This window comes from Parafrankia discariae, assembly GCF_000373365.1.
Lineage (GTDB): Bacteria > Actinomycetota > Actinomycetes > Frankiales > Frankiaceae > Parafrankia > Parafrankia discariae.
Genome location: NZ_KB891126.1, coordinates 123,208 through 141,583, shown reverse-complemented (window position 1 = coordinate 141,583; position 18,376 = coordinate 123,208). Strand labels below are relative to the sequence as shown.

Below are 18,376 nucleotides of genomic sequence, written 5' to 3'. Positions count from 1 at the left end.
GCCGTTCCGGTGGCGATCCCGGTGATGATGCTCGGGCTCGCCGTCGCGGTCGGCGGCGCGCTGCTCGTCGTCACCCGGTACCGTCACGAACTCGCCGGTGGCCGCCCGCCCGAGGAGGCTGCGGGCAACGCGCTGCGAACCGCCGGATCGGTCGTGATCCTCGCGGACCTGATGACCGCGGGCGCGCTCGCGGCACTGTCGGTCGCCCGCGTCCCGGCACTGACCACGATCGGTCTGGCGTCCGCCGGCATCGTCATGATCTCCGCGCTGGGCCTGCTCACGCTGCTGCCGGCCGTTCTCGGCCTCGCCGGGAGCCGGGTCACCGCGCGAAGCACCACCCGGGTCCCCGGCGGCGCGGCCGGGCAGCGGCGCGAGCTGGGGGGCCGGTGGGAGCGGTGCCGCGGGTGGGAGCGGGGGGGCCGGTTCGTCGTGCGGCGGCGGCTGCCGGCCCTCCTCCTCTCGCTCGCCGCCCTCGGCGCCCTCGCGGCGCCGGTGGCCGGCCTGCGCCCGCGGCCGCCCGGCGACGCCACGCCCGTGCCCGAAGGTACCCAGCGTCGCGCCTACGACCAGCTCGCCGCGGGCTTCGGCGCCGGCTTCAACGGCCCGCTGCTGCTCGTGGTGGACGCGACGGCCAGCGCCGACCCCACCACCGCCGCCGACCGGGTCCGGGCGGCGGTCGCCGCCCTGCGGGACGTCGCCCTGGTGACCGAACCACGCTTCGGCACCACCGGCGACCTCGCGACCATGACCGTGATCCCCGTCGGCGGGCCGGGCGATCAGAGCACCGCGGACCTCGTACGCCGCATTCGCGCCCAGGCCGGCGCGCTCGCCGTCACCACGGGCACGCAGGTCCAGGTCACCGGGCGGACGGCGATCGACCTGGACGTCTCATGGCGGCTCGCCGGAGTCCTGCCGCTCTACCTCATCGTGCTCGGCGCGCTGGCGCTCGCGGTGCTCGCGGTGGCCTCGCGCAGTGTCCTCGTGCCGTTGGCGGGCGTCCTGAGCACCGGTCTCAGCGCCGCGGCGACCCTCGGCACCGCGGTCGCCGTGTTCCAGTGGGGATGGCTCGGCGGCGGCCCGGGGGCCGATCGGAACGGTCCGGTGGCAGCCGTCCTGCCGATCCTGGTGATCGGGCTGCTGACCGCGCTGGCCACGGGCCACGAACTACGTCTGGTGGCCCGGAGCCGGGCGGAGCTCCTCCGCGCCGACGACCCCGGCCAGGCCGTGGCGCACGGCACCGCTGACGCCGCCCGCGCCGTCACGGCGAGCACGATCATCATCGTCGTCGCGTCGGGTGCGGTCGTGGCGGCCGGCTCGGTCGCCGTGGGCGCCGTGGGCGGCCCGGGTGGCTTGGGTGGCCCGGGTGGCACGGGCGGCTTGGGCGGCTTGGGCGGCGCGGGCGGTGTTCCCGGGGTGCTCGTCGGCCCGGCCGGCCCGGTCACCGCGTCGATCGGTCTCGCGCTGGCGTTCGGGGTCGCGGTGGACGCGTTCGTCGTCCGCCTGACGCTGGGGACCGCGGTCAGGTCACTGCTCGGGCGGGCCGCCTGGTGGCTGCCGCACCTGCCGGACCGCGCACCCGCGCCCGCGGCGGTGCCCGGCCCGGCGACGACTGCCGCCCGGCACGCCGCGACGCCCGCTCCCGCTCCGGTGCCCGCGCCGGCCTCGACGGAGGCGGGGGCGGAGACGGCGGCGAAGGTGGACGCCGGGGCGTCAGCCTGAACCGGGGCCGGAACCGGAACCGGAACCGGGGACCGGGCCTGGGGTGAAACCGCGCAGTCGCAGGCTGTTGCCGACGACGAACAGCGAGCTGGCCGCCATCGCCGCCCCGGCGAGCATCGGGTTCAGCAGGCCGGCCGCGGCCAGCGGCAGCGCGGCGGCGTTGTAGACGAAGGCCCAGAACAGGTTGCCCTGAATGGTGGCGAGCGTCCGCCGGGCCAGGCGGATCGCGTCCGCGGCCGCCAGCAGATCGGCCCGGACGAGGGTCAGGTCACCGGCCTCGATCGCGACGTCCGTGCCGGTTCCCATCACCAGGCCCAGGTCCGCCTGGGCCAGCGCGGCGGCGTCGTTCACCCCGTCCCCGACCATCGCCACCACCCGGTTGCCGGCCTGCAGCCGGCGCACGACCTCGGTCTTCTCCGCCGGCAGGACCTCGGCGACCACATCCTGCGCGGCGATCCCCACCTCCGCCGCGACGATGGCCGCCACCGTGGCGTTGTCGCCGGTGAGCAGGACCGGGCGCAGGCCCAGTCCACGCAGCTCGCGGATCGCGGCGGCCGAGGTCGGCCGGACCGCGTCGGCGACGGTGAGCACGCCGCGGGCACGCCCGTCCCAGGAGACCGCGACGGCGGTGCGACCGGTGGCCTCGGCCGTGCGGGCGATCTCCGCGAGGTCCGCGGGCAGCGGTTGGGAGCACCCGTTCAGCAGCCTCGGACGGCCGACCAGCACGGCGCGGCCGGCGACCATTCCGCGCACCCCGAGGCCCTCCCTGGTGGCGAACTCGGTGACACCGGGCAGCTCCGTGGACGACCGCTCGGCCGCCGCCGCGGCCGCGCGGCTGATCGCGCGGCCCACCGGGTGCTCGGAGGCGCTCTCCAGGGCGCCCGCGAGCCGCAGCACCTCGTCCCGGTTCTCACCGGCGGCGGTGGCGACGTCCAGGAGGGTCATCTCACCGGTCGTCACCGTGCCGGTTTTGTCCAGGACGATCGTGTCGACCCGGCGGGTCGACTCCAGCACCTCGGGTCCGCGGATGAGCAGGCCCAGCTGGGCGCCCCGTCCCGTGCCGACCAGCAGCGCGGTCGGCGTGGCGAGGCCGAGCGCGCACGGGCAGGCGATGATCAGCACCGCGACGGCCGCGGTGAACGCGGTGGCCAGGCCGTCGCCGCGGCCGGCCCAGTAGCCGAAGGTGAGCGCCGAGAGCGCGATCACGATCGGGACGAAGACGGCCGCGACCCGGTCGGCGAGCCGCTGCACCGGCGCCTTGCCGCTCTGGGCCTCCTCGACGAGACGTCCGATCCGCGCGAGCTGGGTGTCCGCGCCGACCCGGGTGGCGCGCACGACGAGCCGGCCCCCCGCGTTCAGCGTGGCCCCGGTGACGTCGTCGCCGGGACGGACCTCCACCGGCACGGACTCGCCGGTGAGCATCGAGGCGTCGACGGCGGACGTGCCCTCGACGACCACCCCGTCCGTGGCGATTTTCTCCCCCGGACGGACGATGAAGAGATCACCGACACCGAGCTGATCGGCGTCGACGCGTTCCTCCCGGCCGTCGCGGAGAAGAGCGACGTCACGGGCCCCCAGGGCGAGCAGCGCGCGCAGCGCGGAGCCGGCGCTGCGCCTGGCTCGGGCCTCCAGGTACCGGCCGGTGAGGATGAACGCGGTGACGCCGGCCGCCACCTCCAGGTAGATGCTGTCCGCCCCGGCACCGCGGGTGACGGTGACACTGAAGCCGTGGGTCATCCCGGGCTCGCCGGCGTCGCCGACGAACAGCGCGTACAGCGACCATCCGAAGGCGGCGAGGGTGCCGATCGAGACGAGCGTGTCCATCGTCGTCGCGCCGTGGCGCAGGTTCGTCCACGCCGCCCGGTGGATCGGCCAGCCACCCCACACGACGACGGGCGCGGCGAGCGTCAGCGAAAGCCACTGCCAGAAGTCGAACTGCAGGGCCGGCACCATCGCCAGGAGCACCACCGGGACGGTCAACGCGACGACCACGCGCAGCCGGTCGCGCAGGGCGCGCACCCGGCCGTCGACGGCGGGGCCGCCCTCGGCCGTGCCACCCTCCGCCGGGCCGCCCTCAGTCGTGCCACCCTCAGTCGTGCCACCTTCGGCGGGGTGGTTCGCCGTGTCACGGGGACCGGGCCGCGCGGCCGGTCGGGATGGTGCCGGCGGCGGGATCGTCGCCGTGTAGCCGGCGGCCTCGACCTGGGCGACCAGCCGGTCCGCCGGCAGGCCGGCCGGAAAGCTCACCCTGGCCTTCTCGGTGGCGTAGTTGACCGTGGCCGTGACACCGTCCAGCTTGTTCAGCTTCCGTTCGACGCGAGCCGCGCAGGACGCGCAGGTCATCCCGCCGATCACCAGATCCACCTGGCGCTGGTCGGTGGCCGGTGGGCTCATCGGTTCTCCCATGGGGACGCGGGTGCGCGGGCAGGGTCAGTGCGCATGCGCGGAGGCGGGCGTCCGCGTCGGTGTCGGCGTGGGCGTGGGCCCGTCCACCGGGGCCGTCATGGTGAACTCCGCGGTCCGCACCTGTCCGGCGTGCTTGAAGTCCAGGAAGAGCCGGTAGGTACCGGGCGACGGGAACTCGGTCATGAACGACAGCGCGGGCTCGCCGGTCCCGGGCCCGGCGGTGGGATCGGTCATGCCGTCGGCAAGGCCTCCGGGCGGCTCCGTGGCGCCGCCGGTGGAGCCGTCGGAGCCGGTGGAACCATCGGAATCCGTGGAACCGTCGGCCTCACCCGGATGGACGTGCAGGTAGGCGAGATCACCCTGTCGGATCACCACGAGGTGACCGAGCGAGCCCAGGTACGGCTCGAGATCGGTGACCGGCCGGCCGGCGCGGGTGACCGTGAAGGCGAGGTCGCTCGTCCCGTCGGGGCTGGCCTGCCCGTCGAGCGCCACGGTGTACCCACCCGCGACCGTCGCGGTGCGCGACGGCGCCGGCAGCGCGGCGGGGCGCAGGTCGCCGCCCACGGTGAGGTCGGTGCCGAGCGTGATCGTGGCCGCGGTCGGCGAGCTACCGGAGGTCCCGGAGATCTCAGCGGTGTCGGGGGTGGCCGGGGCGACCGGGACACCCGGGACACTCGCCCCGCCCACGCCGGTTCCGCTGTCGGTACCGCCGGCTGTCCCGCCGCCGGTCCCCCCGTCCGGCGTGGACGCCGGCGCGAAGTCGGCGAAGACCCGGTAGACGCCGGGCGCGGGCAGCCGGAGCGGGACGCTCCACGTGCCCGCGGCGTCCCGGGTCGGATGCAGGTGCTGGTAGCCGGTGAGGTCACGCCGCACGACGATCAGGTGCAGGTCGGCGTCGTGTATCCGGGTGAAGGCGGTGAGCGGGCGGCCGTCCGAGCCGAGGACCCGGAAGGTGTACGGCTGCGAGCGGCCGGCGGGCCAGGTGAGCGTGTCGGGCACGAGCGTGTAGCCGCCCGCGGAGATCGCGAGCCCGGCCGCGGTGGGATCACCGCTGGTCACGCCAGGCACGGCGTCCGGCGTGGCGGAGCCCTCGTGCCCGTGGACGCCGGTCCCGGCCGTGCCGTTGGACTCCTCGGACGGTCCGATCGTCGTCCCGACCACATAGGAGACACCGAAGAGCACGGCCAACGCGAGACCGAAGCCGCCGATGCGGGTCAATGCGTTCATCGTCCGTCCCTTCGCGCCGGCTGGCATAAGACTCACCCAGACGTTACATACCCCTAGGGGGTATACGTCAACGCCCCGCGCGGGTCGGTGGCGCCGCTCTCACACCTTCGGACGGCGCCACGACACCGCGGCCGCCGCATGCGCACAGCTGCGTCCGGGGTCGCCAGGGGTCGTCCGGGGCCAACCGACGGAACGCCGCGACCAGCGCAAAAAGGGAACCGTCGTGTCCGGCTCGCTACTAACACAGGACGGCCAGCCGTCGGGGAACCACAATGGGTAGGTCGGACGTTCCGGGCAGTGCTGCTCGGAGAAAGGAGGGTGTTCCTTTGCTTGAGGATTCCCGGCCTTTTCCGCCGGGCAGCCTGCCAGCGCGGCTGAACCCGGCGCTGCGCCAGCAGCTTCTCTCCCTGGGAGGAGTACGCCACTACCTGCACGGCGAGATGCTGATGCGGGAGGCCGAGCCGTACGGCGAGGTGATCCTGATCCTCGACGGCTTCGTCAAGATCACCGCGAACGGAGAGGAGAACCGCCTCGCCTTCCTGGTGATCCGGTCCCGGGGCGACATCCTGGGCGAGATCAGCGCCATGGACCAGGACACCCACACCGGCACCGCGACCGCCGCCGGACCGGTCGCCGGCCGGGTGATGAGCGCGACGGCCTTCCGCTCGTTCCTCGAGCAGAATCCCCCGGCCGCGTTCGCGGTCGCCGAGACCGTCGCGAACAAGTTGCGCAACTCGATCCGGCGCCGGGTCGAGCACGTCGACGGCTCGGTCCGGGGCCGGCTCGCCCGGATTCTCATCGAGCTGGCCACACTGTGGGGGCGTGCCTCCGACCGCGGTGTTCAACTCGCCGTGGGACTGAGCCAGCCGGAGCTCGCCGCCCTGGTCGCGGCGGACGAGCGCTCGGTGAACCGGGCGCTCGCGGAGCTGCGGACCATGAAAGTCGTCGACGTCGGCTACCGGCGTGTCATCGTCCTGGACCTGGAGGGCCTGGAGCGGGTGGCGTTCGGCCACCAGGATCGACCCGACGGGGCCAGCAGCCGCAGCTGACGAGGAAGGCCGCCTATGCCAACGCTGAGATCCTGATGACCCCGGACGTGACGCCGAATGTGACCCCGGGCGTGGCGCCGGTGGGAGACGCCAGGGCGGCCCAGGTCCCGCGGGCGGCCCGGCGCCGCCCCCGGGCGTCCGAGATCGTCGCGGAGTCCATCCGCGTCCAGGTCGCCAGGGGTGAGCTTCGGCCGGGCGACCGCTTCCCGACCGAAGACGAACTCATCGAGATCTTCGGCGTCGCCCGCACGACGCTGCGCGAGGCGCTGCGCCTCCTGGAGGCCGAGGGCCTGGTCACCGTCCTGCGCGGGCGGCACGGCGGGCCGCGGGTCACCAGTCCGACCGTCGACCACATCTCCAGGGTCTTCGCCCTGCTCCTGCAGCTCGAAGGCGTCACGATGAGCGACATCCGCGAGGCGCGGGAACTCGTCGAGCCGACCCTGGCCCACACCCTCGCCCGGACCAGAACCCAGCAGGTGCTCACCGAGCTGCGGGCAGCCGTCGAGGCCGCCGCCGCGGCGGCCGACACCGACGACGGCCCGGCCTTCCTCGACGCCGCCACCACCCTGCACGCGACGATCGCCGAGCACGGGGGCAACCGGTCGCTGGGCATCTTCGCGCAGCTGCTCCACGAGGTGGCCGTCCGCTGCCACGAGGTGTCCGCGCGGGTGGCCACCGCCACGGACCGGGGGCGCGCCGTCCACTCCCACCGGCGGTTCTACCAACTCGTCGAGGCCGGCGACGCGGCGGGCGCCCGGGAGCACTGGCGGTCCCGGATGACCCGCACGAGCGCGGCGGGCTCCCCCACCGGCGACGCGGAGGACAGGGAAGACAGGGGAGATGAGCCAGACGAGCCGGTGGACGTGTTCGCCCGGCCGGCCGGGCTCCCCGGGCCGGCCCTGCTCACCGGGAGGGGCGGACGGGCGGGCGCCGTACACCCCCGCTGAAACGTCCAGCGGAGCCGCGGTCGACGGGGTCGCCGGGGTTTGCCAGGCTTGCGGGCATGGATCTGCGGATATTCGTCGAGCCCCAGCAGGGCGCCTCCTACGCACGCCAGCTAGCAATGGCCAAAGCTGCCGAGGAAGGCGGATTCGACGCCTTCTTCCGCTCCGACCACTACCTGCGGATGGGGGCGGGCAGCCCGCTGCCGGGCCCGACCGACTCCTGGGTCACGCTGGCCGGCATCGCCCGCGAGACGTCCACGATCCGCCTTGGCACCCTGGTGACGAGCGCGACCTTCCGGCTGCCCGGGCCGCTCGCCATCGCCGTCGCCCAGGTCGACGAGATGAGCGGCGGGCGAGTCGAGCTGGGTCTCGGCGCAGGCTGGTTCACCGCGGAGCACTCCGCCTACGGGATCCCGTTCCCGCCGGTCGGCGAACGGTTCGAGCGGCTCGCCGAACAGCTCGCGATCATCGAGGGGCTGTGGCGTACCCCGGAGGGCGAGACGTTCTCCCACCAGGGCACGCACTACACCCTGACCGACAGCCCGGCGCTACCCAAGCCCGTCCAGCGCCCGCATCCGCCGATCATCGTCGGGGGTCACGGGCCGCGGCGCACGCCGGCGCTCGCCGCCCGCCACGCCGCGGAGTTCAACCTCGCGTTCTCCCCACCGGACCAGGTGGCGGCGCAGTTCGAGCTGGTCCGCAAGGCCGCCGCCGCGATCGACCGGGACCCGGACGATCTCGTCTACTCGACGGCGCTCGTGGTGTGCTGCGGCCGGGACGACGCCGAGCTCAAGCACCGCGCCGAACGGATCGGGCGTGACCTCGACGAGCTGCGCGAGAACGGTCTCGCCGGCACCCCGGCCGAGGTGGTCGAGAAGCTCGCCGCCTACGGCCCGGACGGCGCCGGGGCGAGCCGGGTGTACCTGCAGGTCCTCGATCTGGACGACCTCGACCACGTTGCGCTGCTCTCCGCCGAGGTGCTCCCCGAGGTCTGACCGCCTGGCCCGGGTCAGACCTGGCTTCGCACTGGTCTGGCCCGGGCTACGCGCTGGCCGGGCTACGCGCTGGCCCGGCCCGCCGACTCGGTGGCGAGCTCGCTCGCGAACCACTCGATGGTCCGGACCAGCCCGTCACGCACGTCGACGACCGGCTCCCAGCCGAGCTGCTGCCGGGCAAGGGTGATGTCCGGCCGGCGGACCATCGGGTCGTCGCCGGGACGCGGCACGAACGTGATCGGCGCGTCTGAGCCGATCAGCTCCATCACCAGACGCGCCGTGTCGATGATCGTCATCTCATGCGGGTTGCCGAGGTTCACCGGGCCGGGCAGGCCGCTGCGCAGCATCCGCACGATGCCCTCGACGAGATCATCCACGTAGCAGACCGAGCGGGTCTGCATCCCGTCACCGGCAACGGTCACCGGCTCGCCGCGCAGCGCCTGGGAGACGAACGCGGGGATCGCGCGGCCGTCGTCGGTGCGCATCCGCGGCCCGTAGGTGTTGAAGATCCGGATGATCGCCGTGTCGAGTCCGTGCCGATTCCGGTAGGCGGTGGTCAGCGCCTCGGCGAAACGCTTGGCCTCGTCGTACATGCTGCGCGGGCCGATCGGGTTGACGTGCCCCCAGTACGACTCCTCCTGGGGGTGCACCAGCGGATCCCCGTAGACCTCGGAGGTGGACGCCAGCAGGAAGCGGGCGCCCTTCGCCCGCGCGAGGTCGAGCGTGTTGAGCGTGCCGTGCGCGCCCGCCTTCAAGGTCTCGATCGGATACCGCGCGTAGTCGAGAGGCGACGCCGGTGACGCGAACTCCAGGACGGCGTCGACCGCCCCGGCCACCTCGACCCGCTCGGCGACGTCCTGTTCGAGGAGCTCGAATCCTGGCCGGTCGAGGAGATGCTCGACATTGCTCTTCCGCCCGGTGAGAAAGTTGTCGATGCACACAACCTCCTCGCCATCCAGGAGCAGCCGATCACACAGATGGCTGCCCAGGAAACCCGCGCCTCCCGCGACGACGACACGCATAGCCGAAAACCCCCAGCACTGGCAGCTCAACGAATACCGACGAAAGAACATCCACCACCGATGTGGGCGGTGGCCTATCCCGCTGCCGCTAGGGCCGGCGGATCTCGTGGCGCGCGATCGCCTTGAGGTAGACCTCCTCGCGGCGCTCGGCGATCCGAGCCGGATCCAACTCCGCGGTGCCCACCCGGCCACGCAGGCCGACGGTGGCCGCGTGGTCCTGGTCGGTCAGGAACGGCTCGAGGGCGTCCGCCATCGCGTCCGGGTCTTCCGGCGGCACGACGGTGCCGCCCTTCCAGCGATCGACCCAGGTCGCGACGCCGGTCGTGGCGGTGGCGACCACCGGACGAGCCGCGGCCATCCCCTCCAGGCCCGCGATGGAGAAGCTCTCGAACCGGCTAGGCACGACGACCGCCCGACCCTCCCCGTAGAGCGCCGGAAGCTCCGTACGGGAGACATGACCCTCGAACCGGACCGGAACACCCAGCTCCGCGGCCTTCCGCTCGAGCCATGTCCCGGTCTCGACGCCTTCGATCCGGCCGGACGACTGCCCAACGAAGATCAGCTTGGTCTCGACTCCCCTCGTCAGCAGCCGGGACGCGGCCTCGACGAGCACGTCCAGCCCCTTACGCCACTCCAGTCGGCCGACCACGACCAGGTTCGGACCGGTGTGCTCGGCCGTGGGGACGCTGGTGAAGGGCGTGTTGTCGAAGGGGTACGGAATGACGTCGACGTCGGTGTCCGGCCGCAGCCAGTCGAGCTCGTGCAGCGTGTCGACGAGCAGCTGGGACGGCGAGGTCCGCGCGTCCGCGCGCAGCGCCGAGAAACGGTCGATGCGGTCGGCCAGCTCCCCCTTGCGGCTCAGGTCGGGATCGCGCAGGCGGACGTCCATCATCGTCGGGGTGTGCAGGTGGATCACCAGCGGCGTACGCCGGCCGAGCGCCGTGAACAGGCCTCGTGTCTCGCCGTCCTGTGTCTCGATGACATCCGGGTTGATCCCGCTCTGACGGAGCCAGAAGCCGTACGACACCGCCAGCGAGGCCCGCAGCGACAAGGAGTCACGCGGATGATCCCGGCCGTTGACCAGCTTCGCGGCCGGCCCCAGGTATCGGGTGACAGGTGCGCGCAACAGCGGACGGCGGTGAACGTGAACGCCATCGAACACATCGTCGCGGATACGACGGCCCTGGGTGCACAGCACATGAACCTCGTGGCCGCGCCGAACCAGTGCGTGAGCGATGTCGTGCGTGTAGACGCCAGCGCCATCCCAGATGATCGGTGGGTACTGCTCGCACAGGAAAGCGATCCGCATGCACAACTCCAGGCGACCGACAGGCCAGGTAACTCCGGGCGGCTCATAGTAGTACCGACGCTCCACCTACCAGCAGTCCACCCGCCGCAACCACCTAATACGGCCACTGTCGACGATCACGATTGACGCAACAGGACCCTTACGTTAGGGGAAATTACCTCTACAAGGCTGTAGAACTTTGCCCGGCGTTCCAGGGAATTCCCCCGCCAACATTCCGGCGAGGACCGCGGATCGCCCTTACGGGCACAGCGAGAACCGAACCCGATTCCCACCGTGACCACCCTGGATCGATCACCCATCGACTGCTCAGCACAGCTGCCCTACGGTGCCCCGGAGACAAGTGCCGGATCTCATTAAGCGCCCCTGTCGGGCCCCGTTCGACGGGCGGGTCCGATCCTGCGCGGTCCGCCGGCACAGCTGGCCTCGGCCAATCCACCACGAGCACGCCCGGGACCCGATCCGGATTCGCCCAGGGCCGCGGCCATGGCCAGCGCCGGGCTCGGCGACGACCACGGCTCCACCACTGGCTGTGGCCGCCGGTGCCGGTGCCGACGGCCACAGCCAGTGGACTACCTGGCTCGCCCCGAGTACACGGCGAACCGCCAGGCCTTGACCGCGCAGTCGACGGAGCCGAAGCCCGCCTGCCGCAGCCACCCGAGCTGGTCGTCGAGTGGAGCGCACCGGTCGTGAGCCATGCGCGCGAGCGCCCCCGCCCATTCCTCGTCGCCTGAACCTGCAGCACGGGCCCACCGCTCGTGCATCCGCTCGTACCTCTCGGTAGTCCCCTCATCGGGTCCAATGATCTGTTCCAGATTCACAAACAGACCACCGGGAGCAAGTACCGAACGGATGCCTTGGAACAGGCTCCGCTTGGCCTCGTCGTCGAGATGGTGGATCGCCAGTGCCGAGACAACCGCGTCGAAGGGACCCTCAGGCAGCGGATCGGTGAGGTCGGCGACCGTCACGCCGACCACGTGCTCCCGGAGCCGGGACACCGCACGGTCGACCATCGGGCCAGACCCATCCATCAGATGCAGCCTGGCACCGGGTACAACCCCGATCACCGCCGCGGACAGCAGGCCGGTTCCCGCGCCCAGGTCCAGCACCGCCGGATGCGCCACACCCAACTCGGCCACCAGATCTCCAACCGCCCCGTAGAGCAGATCGAAGAACGGCACCAACCGGCGACGCTGCATGTCGTACGTCTCTGGATCCCAAATCATCTCACCATATGAGATAGCAGTCTCACCCATTGGGTCAGTGTAGGCCACGGCAGACCAACTGCACAGTCGCCTGGAGCTGGTCGAAAGCCAGACAACCCTGACGCGCTCCAAGAGTTCGCACCTCGCCACCGACAAGACCACGGCTCCGACACCGACACCGCCTACCTCGACCGAGGCGACAGCCAGGGTGACCGAGGGAAATCCGGCGATCCAGTACACAGTTCGCAGACAAAACCGCCACCAGGGTCGCGGCAGCAACATCTGGCCTTGCCATTGGCCCTTGCCTTCGATGCCCCGGACAGGAGGGCGGCTTCGACCGACGAACCTCGGCGCGAAAGGACCGTGACGACACACCCGAACCGAATCCTGCAGGCTGCCTCCGAGGCCACTTCGGCGCCCACCATCCCGGCCGACCTACCATTGAGGCCACCGCGAAACCGCGCCGCCATGGACCACCCCCGAGCCGCCCAGCCGTCGCTCATTTCATCGACTTCGCCTTCCGTTGGGCCGACCATGAAGACGAGGCGCCCTGGAATCCGGGGAACAGTTTTTTGTAGCGGGCTACACGAATTCACCGAACTGTTGGCGAGACAAACCTTCTACATCCGAGTGGAGTCCCGACTCAACCCTCCGACCCTGCCTGATCCACTATCACCGGCCACGACACCGTCGACCTCCACGATCAGCCATGCCCCCGCGCCATGGTCCAGTCTCGCCACGAAGGCTGGCACCTTCTCGACAGGCACGAGAATATTTCAGACGTGGTGCGACTCACGCACTCGAACGATGCGCACGAGACCCCGTCATCCACCAGTGAATCAGTAGTGGTCATCCTCCCGGCACCCTGAGGTCACTCACTATTTTCAACTCAATGTGCAGATGTTTCGGCGCCCGGCAGACGAAACACCTCGACAGTAGCACGGTCGGCCACGTGGTCAACGCCAGGAGAAAATCACCGAAAACACCATTGCCACCATCCAGGATCTCCTCATTGATACGGAGGATTACGTGCACCGATGTGGTCTCTTCCGCCAGCCACTTGCTCGACCCGCCACACCCGCCCTATCATCGAACACACGTTCGAAACTTGACGGAGTAACAGGCAGGCGGTGACACCATGACCTCTCCTCCCGGCAAGAGACGTGACCCGTCACCACGCAGGCAACGCGCCATCGCCCACACACCCGACACCACGACCACAGCCACTACCTCGACCAGCCCAGACAACCAACCCGCACCAGGAAACGCGACTCCCACCCCGGTTGGAAGCCCGACTCCACACTCCTCCGACACAGGACAAACCTCGTCGGTGACGCACGGTGCGCGCCTCACCCGGGAAGCATGCGACACGAAGGCAAGTGAGCTGTTCGGAGAGATCTCCCGGGTCGTCCACACGATCGCCGCCGGCCACGCGGACCTACTGACCCTGCTGGCCCAGTTCGCCGCCCTCCGGCTCTCACCCGACACCGAACACCCACCCGGTGCCGACGCGTTCGCGCCCGAGGAAATAGCCGCCGCGATGGCGATCTCACCTCAGTCAGCGTCTGCCCAACTGGCGTTCGCCCGCACCGTCACCCGGCGCCTCCCCAACGCGGTCCACGCCCTCCGGGCAGGAGTCCTCGATCTCCAACGGCTACGGTCCCTGGAGAAGGCGGTACACCCACTCGACGACCGCACCGCAGCCACGGTCGAGACACAGGTGCTCGCCGGCGGAGCGAGAACGAATCGGCGTGCCTTCGCCGACGTCTGCAAACGCACCGTCACCAGAATCGACCCCGAAGGGTCGGCAGACCGAGCGCAGACTCGCAGGAAAGACCGACGGGTACGGATCAGCCCTGACGACGACGGAACCAGCACGCTCGCAGCCGTCCTTCCCGCGGAAGACGCCGAGGCCTGCTACCAGCGGATCAACCAGACTGCCCGCTCTCTCGGCGACAACCGACCCGAGGGTGACGACCGAACCGACGACCAGATTCGCGCCGACGTACTGGTCGACCTGCTCACCGGCCGCGTCAGCCACGCCACGCCGACGCCGTGCGATATTCAAGTAGTCGTACCCGTCACAACCCTGATGGGCCTGTCCAACGACCCCGGCGAGATTCCGGGGCACGGCCCGATCCCCGCACGCATCGCCAGGGAGATCGCCGATCGGCCCGGCTCAACCTGGCGGCGAATCCTTACCGACCCGCAGGGACACCTGATCGAGGTCGCCGACCGGCGTCTGCCCAGCCCCGCGCAGATCCGCCACGTCCGTGCCCGCAACCAAACCTGTGTATTCACCGGCTGCACCCGACCATCACGACGCACGGAGACCGACCACACCGTTCCCTTCTCCCAGGGCGGGCCAACCCTGACCAAAAACCTCGGCCCCCTGTGCCCTCGACACCATCGGATGAAACACCTCGGCCACTGGAGAATCACACAACCGCATGAAGGGACCTTCATGTGGTTCAGCCCTCTCGGGCGAACCAGCACCACCAAGCCACACACCTATCTTGAAACCGATATCTCAACCAGGGCAGAAAAAGATCCTGGCTGACGGGTGCCTCTCGAACAAGGGCCGGTCTGGCCCAGCGTAGGCCATCCTGCTTGGCGTCAGGCAGGATGAGGGTGGAACCTGCGCCGGAGAGAACCGGGCCACGGAGGAATCGAGGGAGTCAGCGAACGTGAGGAACACAACCGCACCGCCGGAGCTCGCGAGCCGAGTCGGATCCGTCCAGACCTCTCCGGTGCGTGAGATTCTCGCGTTGACGGAACGACCGGAAGTGATCTCCTTCGCCGGTGGCCTGCCTGCGCCCGAGCTCTTCGACGGGGAGGGCATCCGGGCCGCCTACGACCGGGTGCTGAGCGAGGATCCGCGACGGGTGTTGCAGTACTCGTCGACGGAGGGCAGTCCGTTGCTACGCGAGACGATCGCCGCACGGCTGGCCGGGCGGGGCCTGCCCACTCACGCCGACGACCTTCTGATCACGACAGGTTCACAGCAGGCGCTGACCCTCCTTGTCACCGCGCTCCTCGAACCTGGCGACGCCGTCATTGTGGAGGATCCGACCTACCTGGCGGTGCTGCAGTCGTTCGGTTACGCCGGTGCACGGGTCTGCCCGGTCACCACCGACGAGCACGGCATCGTCCCCGACGCGCTCGCGGAGGTCGCGGCCCGCGAGAGGCCGAAGCTGATCTATCTCGTCCCGAACTTCCAGAATCCAACCGGCCGGACGGTGCCCGCGGAACGCCGGTCCGCGATCGCACGGATCTCGGCCGAGAGCGGCTTCTGGATCGTCGAGGACGACCCGTACGGTGAGCTGCGGTTCGAGGGCGCCCCCGTGCCATGGATCGCGTCGATCGAGGACGCGGCGGACCGCACGATCCTGCTGGGGAGCTTCTCGAAAACGATGGCCCCGGGGATGCGTCTCGGATGGCTGCGGGCGCCGGAAGCACTACGCCGCGCTTGCGTAATCGCCAAGCAGGCCGCGGACCTGCACACCTCGACGATCGACCAGGCGGCTGCCGCCCGATATCTGACTGACAGTGACCTGGACACGCATATCGCCAAAGTCTGCGCCGCCTATCGACCGAGGCGTGACGCCCTCCTGGCCGGGCTTCCCCGAGCACTGCCGGCGGGCAGTACGTGGAACCGACCGGAGGGCGGGATGTTCGTCTGGGCCAGGCTGCCCGATGGCTATGACGCCGGGGCCCTGCTCCCGGCTGCGGTCAGGAGCCAGGTGGCCTACGTTCCCGGAGCGCCGTTCTACGCCGGGCCGGCGGATGTCGCGACGCTGCGCTTGTCCTTCACCACGCACAGCCCGGCGGAGATCGCGGAAGGGATGACCAGGTTGGCCGAAGCACTCCGTTGAAGACGGTCAGTCGCTGGGCATGCCCCGGCGTCCCTGGCGGCGGCCACCGACGGCTACCGCGCCAGGACGGCAGATTCAGGGCGAGAGTGGTGGGGTGGTTGTGGGAGCCGAACAGGGCGTTGAGGCTGTGCTGGCCGCGGTGGGGCCGCGGCTGCGCGCGCTGCGCAAGCAGAACGGGACTACTCTTCCCGCGCTCTCCCGCGCCACCGGGATCTCGGTCAGCACGCTGTCGCGGTTGGAGTCCGGGCAGCGCCGGCTGACTCTGGAGCTGCTGCTCCCTCTCGCGAAGGCCTACCAGGTTCCGCTCGACGAGCTCGTCGGCACGCCGCCGACGGGCGACCCACGGGTGCTCCCGCGGCCGGTCGAGCGCAACGGAATGACCGTCGTACCGCTGACGAGGCGTCCAGGCGGGCTGCGGTCATTCAAAATGATCTTTCCGCCCGGCTGGCCGACCTGTGCGAGGGAACCGCAGACGCACGAGGGCTACGAATGGATCTACGTGTTGTCCGGCCGGCTGCACCTGCTTCTGGGCGACCGGGAAGTCATCCTGACCGCAGGCGAGGTCGCCGAGTTCGACACACACGTCCCGCACGCGTTCAGCAATCCGGGCCCGGAGCCGGTTGAGGCCATCAGCCTGTTCGGCCCGCAGGGGGAACGCCTGCACGTGCGTGCCCGTCCGGCGGGATCCCGCACATGAGACGGCGGGTTGAGCCGCGGACGGGCTCAACCCGCCGCGACCGGGCGGTACAGGCGGGCGTAGGCGCCACCGTCGGCGAGCAACTCACCGTGGGTGCCGTCCTCGACCACCCGGCCGTGGTCCATGACGTAGATGCGGTCGGCGTCGATCACGGTGGAGAGCCGGTGCGCGATGACCAGGCAGGTCCGGCCGACCGCGAGCCGGTCGAGCGCGGCACGGACGGCCGCCTCGGAGACGGTGTCCAGCGCCGAGGTGGCCTCGTCGAGGATCAGCACCCGGGGCGACTGCAGCAGGACACGGGCGATGGCGAGCCGCTGGCGCTCGCCGCCGGAGAGCCGGTAGCCGCGGGCGCCGACACGGGTGCGCAGCCCGTCCGGCAGCCGGTCGAGCAGCGCCGAGAGATTGGCCGCGTCGAGCGCCTCGCGCAGTTCGTCGTCGGTGGCGTCGAGCCGTCCGTAGCGCAGGTTCGCCGCGATGGTGTCGTGAAACAGGTGCGGATCCTGGGGAACGACCCCGATCAGCGAATGCAGTTCGGATGACGGGATCTCGTCCAGGGCCACGCCGCCAAGCCGGATGGCGCCGTGCTGGGGACGGTGGATGCCGCTGGCGATGTAGGTGATGGTCGTCTTGCCGGCGCCGCTGGCCCCGACGACCGCGGTCGTCGACCCTGGCGCGACCCGCAGGGTGACACCGCGCAGGTTCCATGCCGCGTCGTCGCCGTCCAGGGTGGTGGTGGCGATGTCATAGGAGAACCAGATGTCGTCAAGGGTGAGATCCGGCGCCGACGCGGCGGGGACCCGCGGAGAGTCCGCGATTACCGCAGGGCCCGCGGTGTCCGCCGGGAGGTCGAGCAGGGCGAAGATCCGACGGAACGACGCGCCGGCGCTGGAGAGCTCGGAACGGAGCTCGACGGCGGAGGCGAGCGGGCCGAAGGAGACGAGGAGCGCCCCACCGAGCGCGGCGACGGTACCGAGCGAGGTGTGTCCGGTGGAGACCAGCCAGGCGCCGAGGGTGACGACCACCGTCATCGTCATGACGATGCCGAGGTTCACGACGAGGCGAACCCGCGAGGTCAGCTGGGCCTGCTCGCGGCTGGCGTCCAGCAGTTCGGCGGCGGCGGCGTCGAAGCGGTCGCATTCGTGGTCCGCCCGGTCGAACAGCCGGACGTGCAGCGCGCCCGAGACCGAGGAGGTGTCCGCCACCTGGGCCATGAGCTGGCCGTCGAGCTCTCGCTGACGGTGGGAGATGCCGGCGAGACGGCGACGACCGGATTTCATGATCAGGAGTGTGGCGGGGGCGAAGACCATGACGGCCAGGCTGAGCCGCCAGTCCAGCACGAAGACGACGGCGGTACCGACGGCGATGTCCGCCACCCGGCAGATCACCGCCTGGACAACGGCGGAGACCGCGTACTGGGCGGTGATGACGTCGGTGGACATCACCGTCATCACCTCGCCCTGCTGACTGCGGGGGAAGAAGCCGAAGGGCAGGCGTTGCAGATGGGCGTTGATCGCCTGCCGGGTCCGCACTGTGATCACGGCGCCGAGTCGGGCGATGAGTGCCATTCGGGTGGCAAGCACGGCCGACTCGAACACCAGCAGGACGCACAGGAGAAGGACCGGGACGACGAGGTCGCCGACCTGTCCGGTGGGCAGGGAGTCGTCGATGAGGTGGCGCAGCAGGAACGGGCCGGCCGCGACCGCGACCGAACCGATGACCGACAGGCCGACCAGGGCGGTGATCACCCGCCCCTGGTCGGCGAAGAAGCGCAGGCTGCGGGCGGACTCGTCGACGCCGGTCAGTTTCGCCACCACCCGGGCGTGCAGGCGGGTCACCCTGGTCGACGGGACGTCCACCGGCCCGCCCGGCGGGCGGGGGCCGGGCATGGACTCAGGTATCACGCCGAGAGAGACTATGCCGCCCTCTCTCGG

Annotated in this window: 13 protein-coding genes; 7 read left to right on the top strand and 6 right to left on the bottom strand. The window is 70.9% G+C overall.

The genetic code is table 11. From position 1 onward, the window contains the following. A partial coding sequence (locus tag B056_RS35435; RefSeq protein WP_018501109.1) for an MMPL family transporter occupies positions 1 to 1,719 on the top strand: 1,719 nt, incomplete at its 5' end. On the opposite strand, the gene B056_RS0106630 is transcribed toward B056_RS35435, so the two are convergent. Then, positions 1,711 to 4,113 carry a heavy metal translocating P-type ATPase gene (locus B056_RS0106630; protein ID WP_018501108.1) on the bottom strand — a complete coding sequence of 801 codons (2,403 nt, stop codon included), beginning with the start codon at positions 4,111 to 4,113 and terminating at the stop codon, positions 1,711 to 1,713. The two genes, B056_RS35435 and B056_RS0106630, sit on opposite strands and share 9 nt — an antisense overlap. A gap of 36 nt (positions 4,114 to 4,149) precedes the next feature. Continuing rightward, positions 4,150 to 5,352 carry a hypothetical protein gene (locus B056_RS0106625; protein ID WP_026239411.1) on the bottom strand — a complete coding sequence of 401 codons (1,203 nt, stop codon included), beginning with the start codon at positions 5,350 to 5,352 and terminating at the stop codon, positions 4,150 to 4,152. A gap of 326 nt (positions 5,353 to 5,678) precedes the next feature. On the opposite strand from B056_RS0106625, the gene B056_RS0106620 reads away from it, so the two are divergent. The 3 genes from B056_RS0106620 to B056_RS0106610 are packed head-to-tail and all read left to right on the top strand — an operon-like array spanning position 5,679 to position 8,340. Continuing rightward, entirely contained in the window at positions 5,679 to 6,401 is a 723-nt protein-coding gene (locus B056_RS0106620; RefSeq protein WP_035750317.1) for a Crp/Fnr family transcriptional regulator, read from the top strand. A gap of 35 nt (positions 6,402 to 6,436) precedes the next feature. Continuing rightward, positions 6,437 to 7,348, top strand: coding sequence for a FadR/GntR family transcriptional regulator (locus B056_RS0106615; protein WP_018501105.1), 912 nt, complete (start codon positions 6,437 to 6,439; stop codon positions 7,346 to 7,348). A 56-nt stretch (positions 7,349 to 7,404) separates the two neighbouring features. Further along, the gene (locus tag B056_RS0106610) at positions 7,405 to 8,340 is read left to right on the top strand and encodes an LLM class F420-dependent oxidoreductase (RefSeq protein WP_018501104.1); all 936 of its coding nucleotides are present in this window, start codon (positions 7,405 to 7,407) and stop codon (positions 8,338 to 8,340) included. A gap of 62 nt (positions 8,341 to 8,402) precedes the next feature. On the opposite strand, the gene B056_RS0106605 is transcribed toward B056_RS0106610, so the two are convergent. The 3 genes from B056_RS0106605 to B056_RS0106595 form a co-directional block, all read right to left on the bottom strand. Further along, on the bottom strand, positions 8,403 to 9,362 hold the full coding sequence (locus tag B056_RS0106605; RefSeq protein WP_018501103.1) for a UDP-glucuronic acid decarboxylase family protein: 960 nt from the start codon (positions 9,360 to 9,362) through the stop codon (positions 8,403 to 8,405). 88 nt (positions 9,363 to 9,450) lie between these two features. Continuing rightward, the gene (locus tag B056_RS0106600; protein ID WP_018501102.1) at positions 9,451 to 10,671 is read right to left on the bottom strand and encodes a glycosyltransferase family 4 protein; all 1,221 of its coding nucleotides are present in this window, start codon (positions 10,669 to 10,671) and stop codon (positions 9,451 to 9,453) included. A gap of 569 nt (positions 10,672 to 11,240) precedes the next feature. After that, positions 11,241 to 11,849: a class I SAM-dependent methyltransferase gene (locus B056_RS0106595; RefSeq protein WP_230202856.1), complete on the bottom strand. Its 609-nt coding sequence runs from the start codon at positions 11,847 to 11,849 to the stop codon at positions 11,241 to 11,243. Positions 11,850 to 13,203: 1,354 nt separating this feature from the next. On the opposite strand from B056_RS0106595, the gene B056_RS35430 reads away from it, so the two are divergent. The 3 genes from B056_RS35430 to B056_RS0106580 all read left to right on the top strand — a co-directional run bounded on the left by B056_RS35430 (position 13,204) and on the right by B056_RS0106580 (position 16,445). After that, positions 13,204 to 14,433 carry an HNH endonuclease signature motif containing protein gene (locus tag B056_RS35430; protein WP_018501100.1) on the top strand — a complete coding sequence of 410 codons (1,230 nt, stop codon included), beginning with the start codon at positions 13,204 to 13,206 and terminating at the stop codon, positions 14,431 to 14,433. A 127-nt stretch (positions 14,434 to 14,560) separates the two neighbouring features. Beyond that, positions 14,561 to 15,748: an aminotransferase-like domain-containing protein gene (locus B056_RS0106585; RefSeq protein WP_026239408.1), complete on the top strand. Its 1,188-nt coding sequence runs from the start codon at positions 14,561 to 14,563 to the stop codon at positions 15,746 to 15,748. Positions 15,749 to 15,842: 94 nt separating this feature from the next. Then, entirely contained in the window at positions 15,843 to 16,445 is a 603-nt protein-coding gene (locus B056_RS0106580) for a helix-turn-helix domain-containing protein (protein ID WP_063826608.1), read from the top strand. A gap of 26 nt (positions 16,446 to 16,471) precedes the next feature. Here B056_RS0106580 and B056_RS0106575 read toward each other — a convergent pair whose 3' ends face one another. Next, on the bottom strand, positions 16,472 to 18,331 hold the full coding sequence (locus tag B056_RS0106575) for an ABC transporter ATP-binding protein (protein WP_026239406.1): 1,860 nt from the start codon (positions 18,329 to 18,331) through the stop codon (positions 16,472 to 16,474). Positions 18,332 to 18,376: the final 45 nt, after the last annotated feature.

What these genes read in the sequence shown, in the direction of transcription:
- B056_RS0106575 (WP_026239406.1), bottom strand. Translation starts at nt 18,331, where the DNA reads ATGCCCGGCCCCCGCCCGCCGGGCGGGCCGGTGGACGTCCCGTCGACC.
- B056_RS0106610 (WP_018501104.1), top strand. Translation starts at nt 7,405, where the DNA reads ATGGATCTGCGGATATTCGTCGAGCCCCAGCAGGGCGCCTCCTACGCA.
- B056_RS0106630 (WP_018501108.1), bottom strand. Translation starts at nt 4,113, where the DNA reads ATGAGCCCACCGGCCACCGACCAGCGCCAGGTGGATCTGGTGATCGGC.
- B056_RS0106615 (WP_018501105.1), top strand. Translation starts at nt 6,437, where the DNA reads ATGACCCCGGACGTGACGCCGAATGTGACCCCGGGCGTGGCGCCGGTG.
- B056_RS0106605 (WP_018501103.1), bottom strand. Translation starts at nt 9,362, where the DNA reads ATGCGTGTCGTCGTCGCGGGAGGCGCGGGTTTCCTGGGCAGCCATCTG.
- B056_RS0106625 (WP_026239411.1), bottom strand. Translation starts at nt 5,352, where the DNA reads ATGAACGCATTGACCCGCATCGGCGGCTTCGGTCTCGCGTTGGCCGTG.
- B056_RS0106600 (WP_018501102.1), bottom strand. Translation starts at nt 10,671, where the DNA reads ATGCGGATCGCTTTCCTGTGCGAGCAGTACCCACCGATCATCTGGGAT.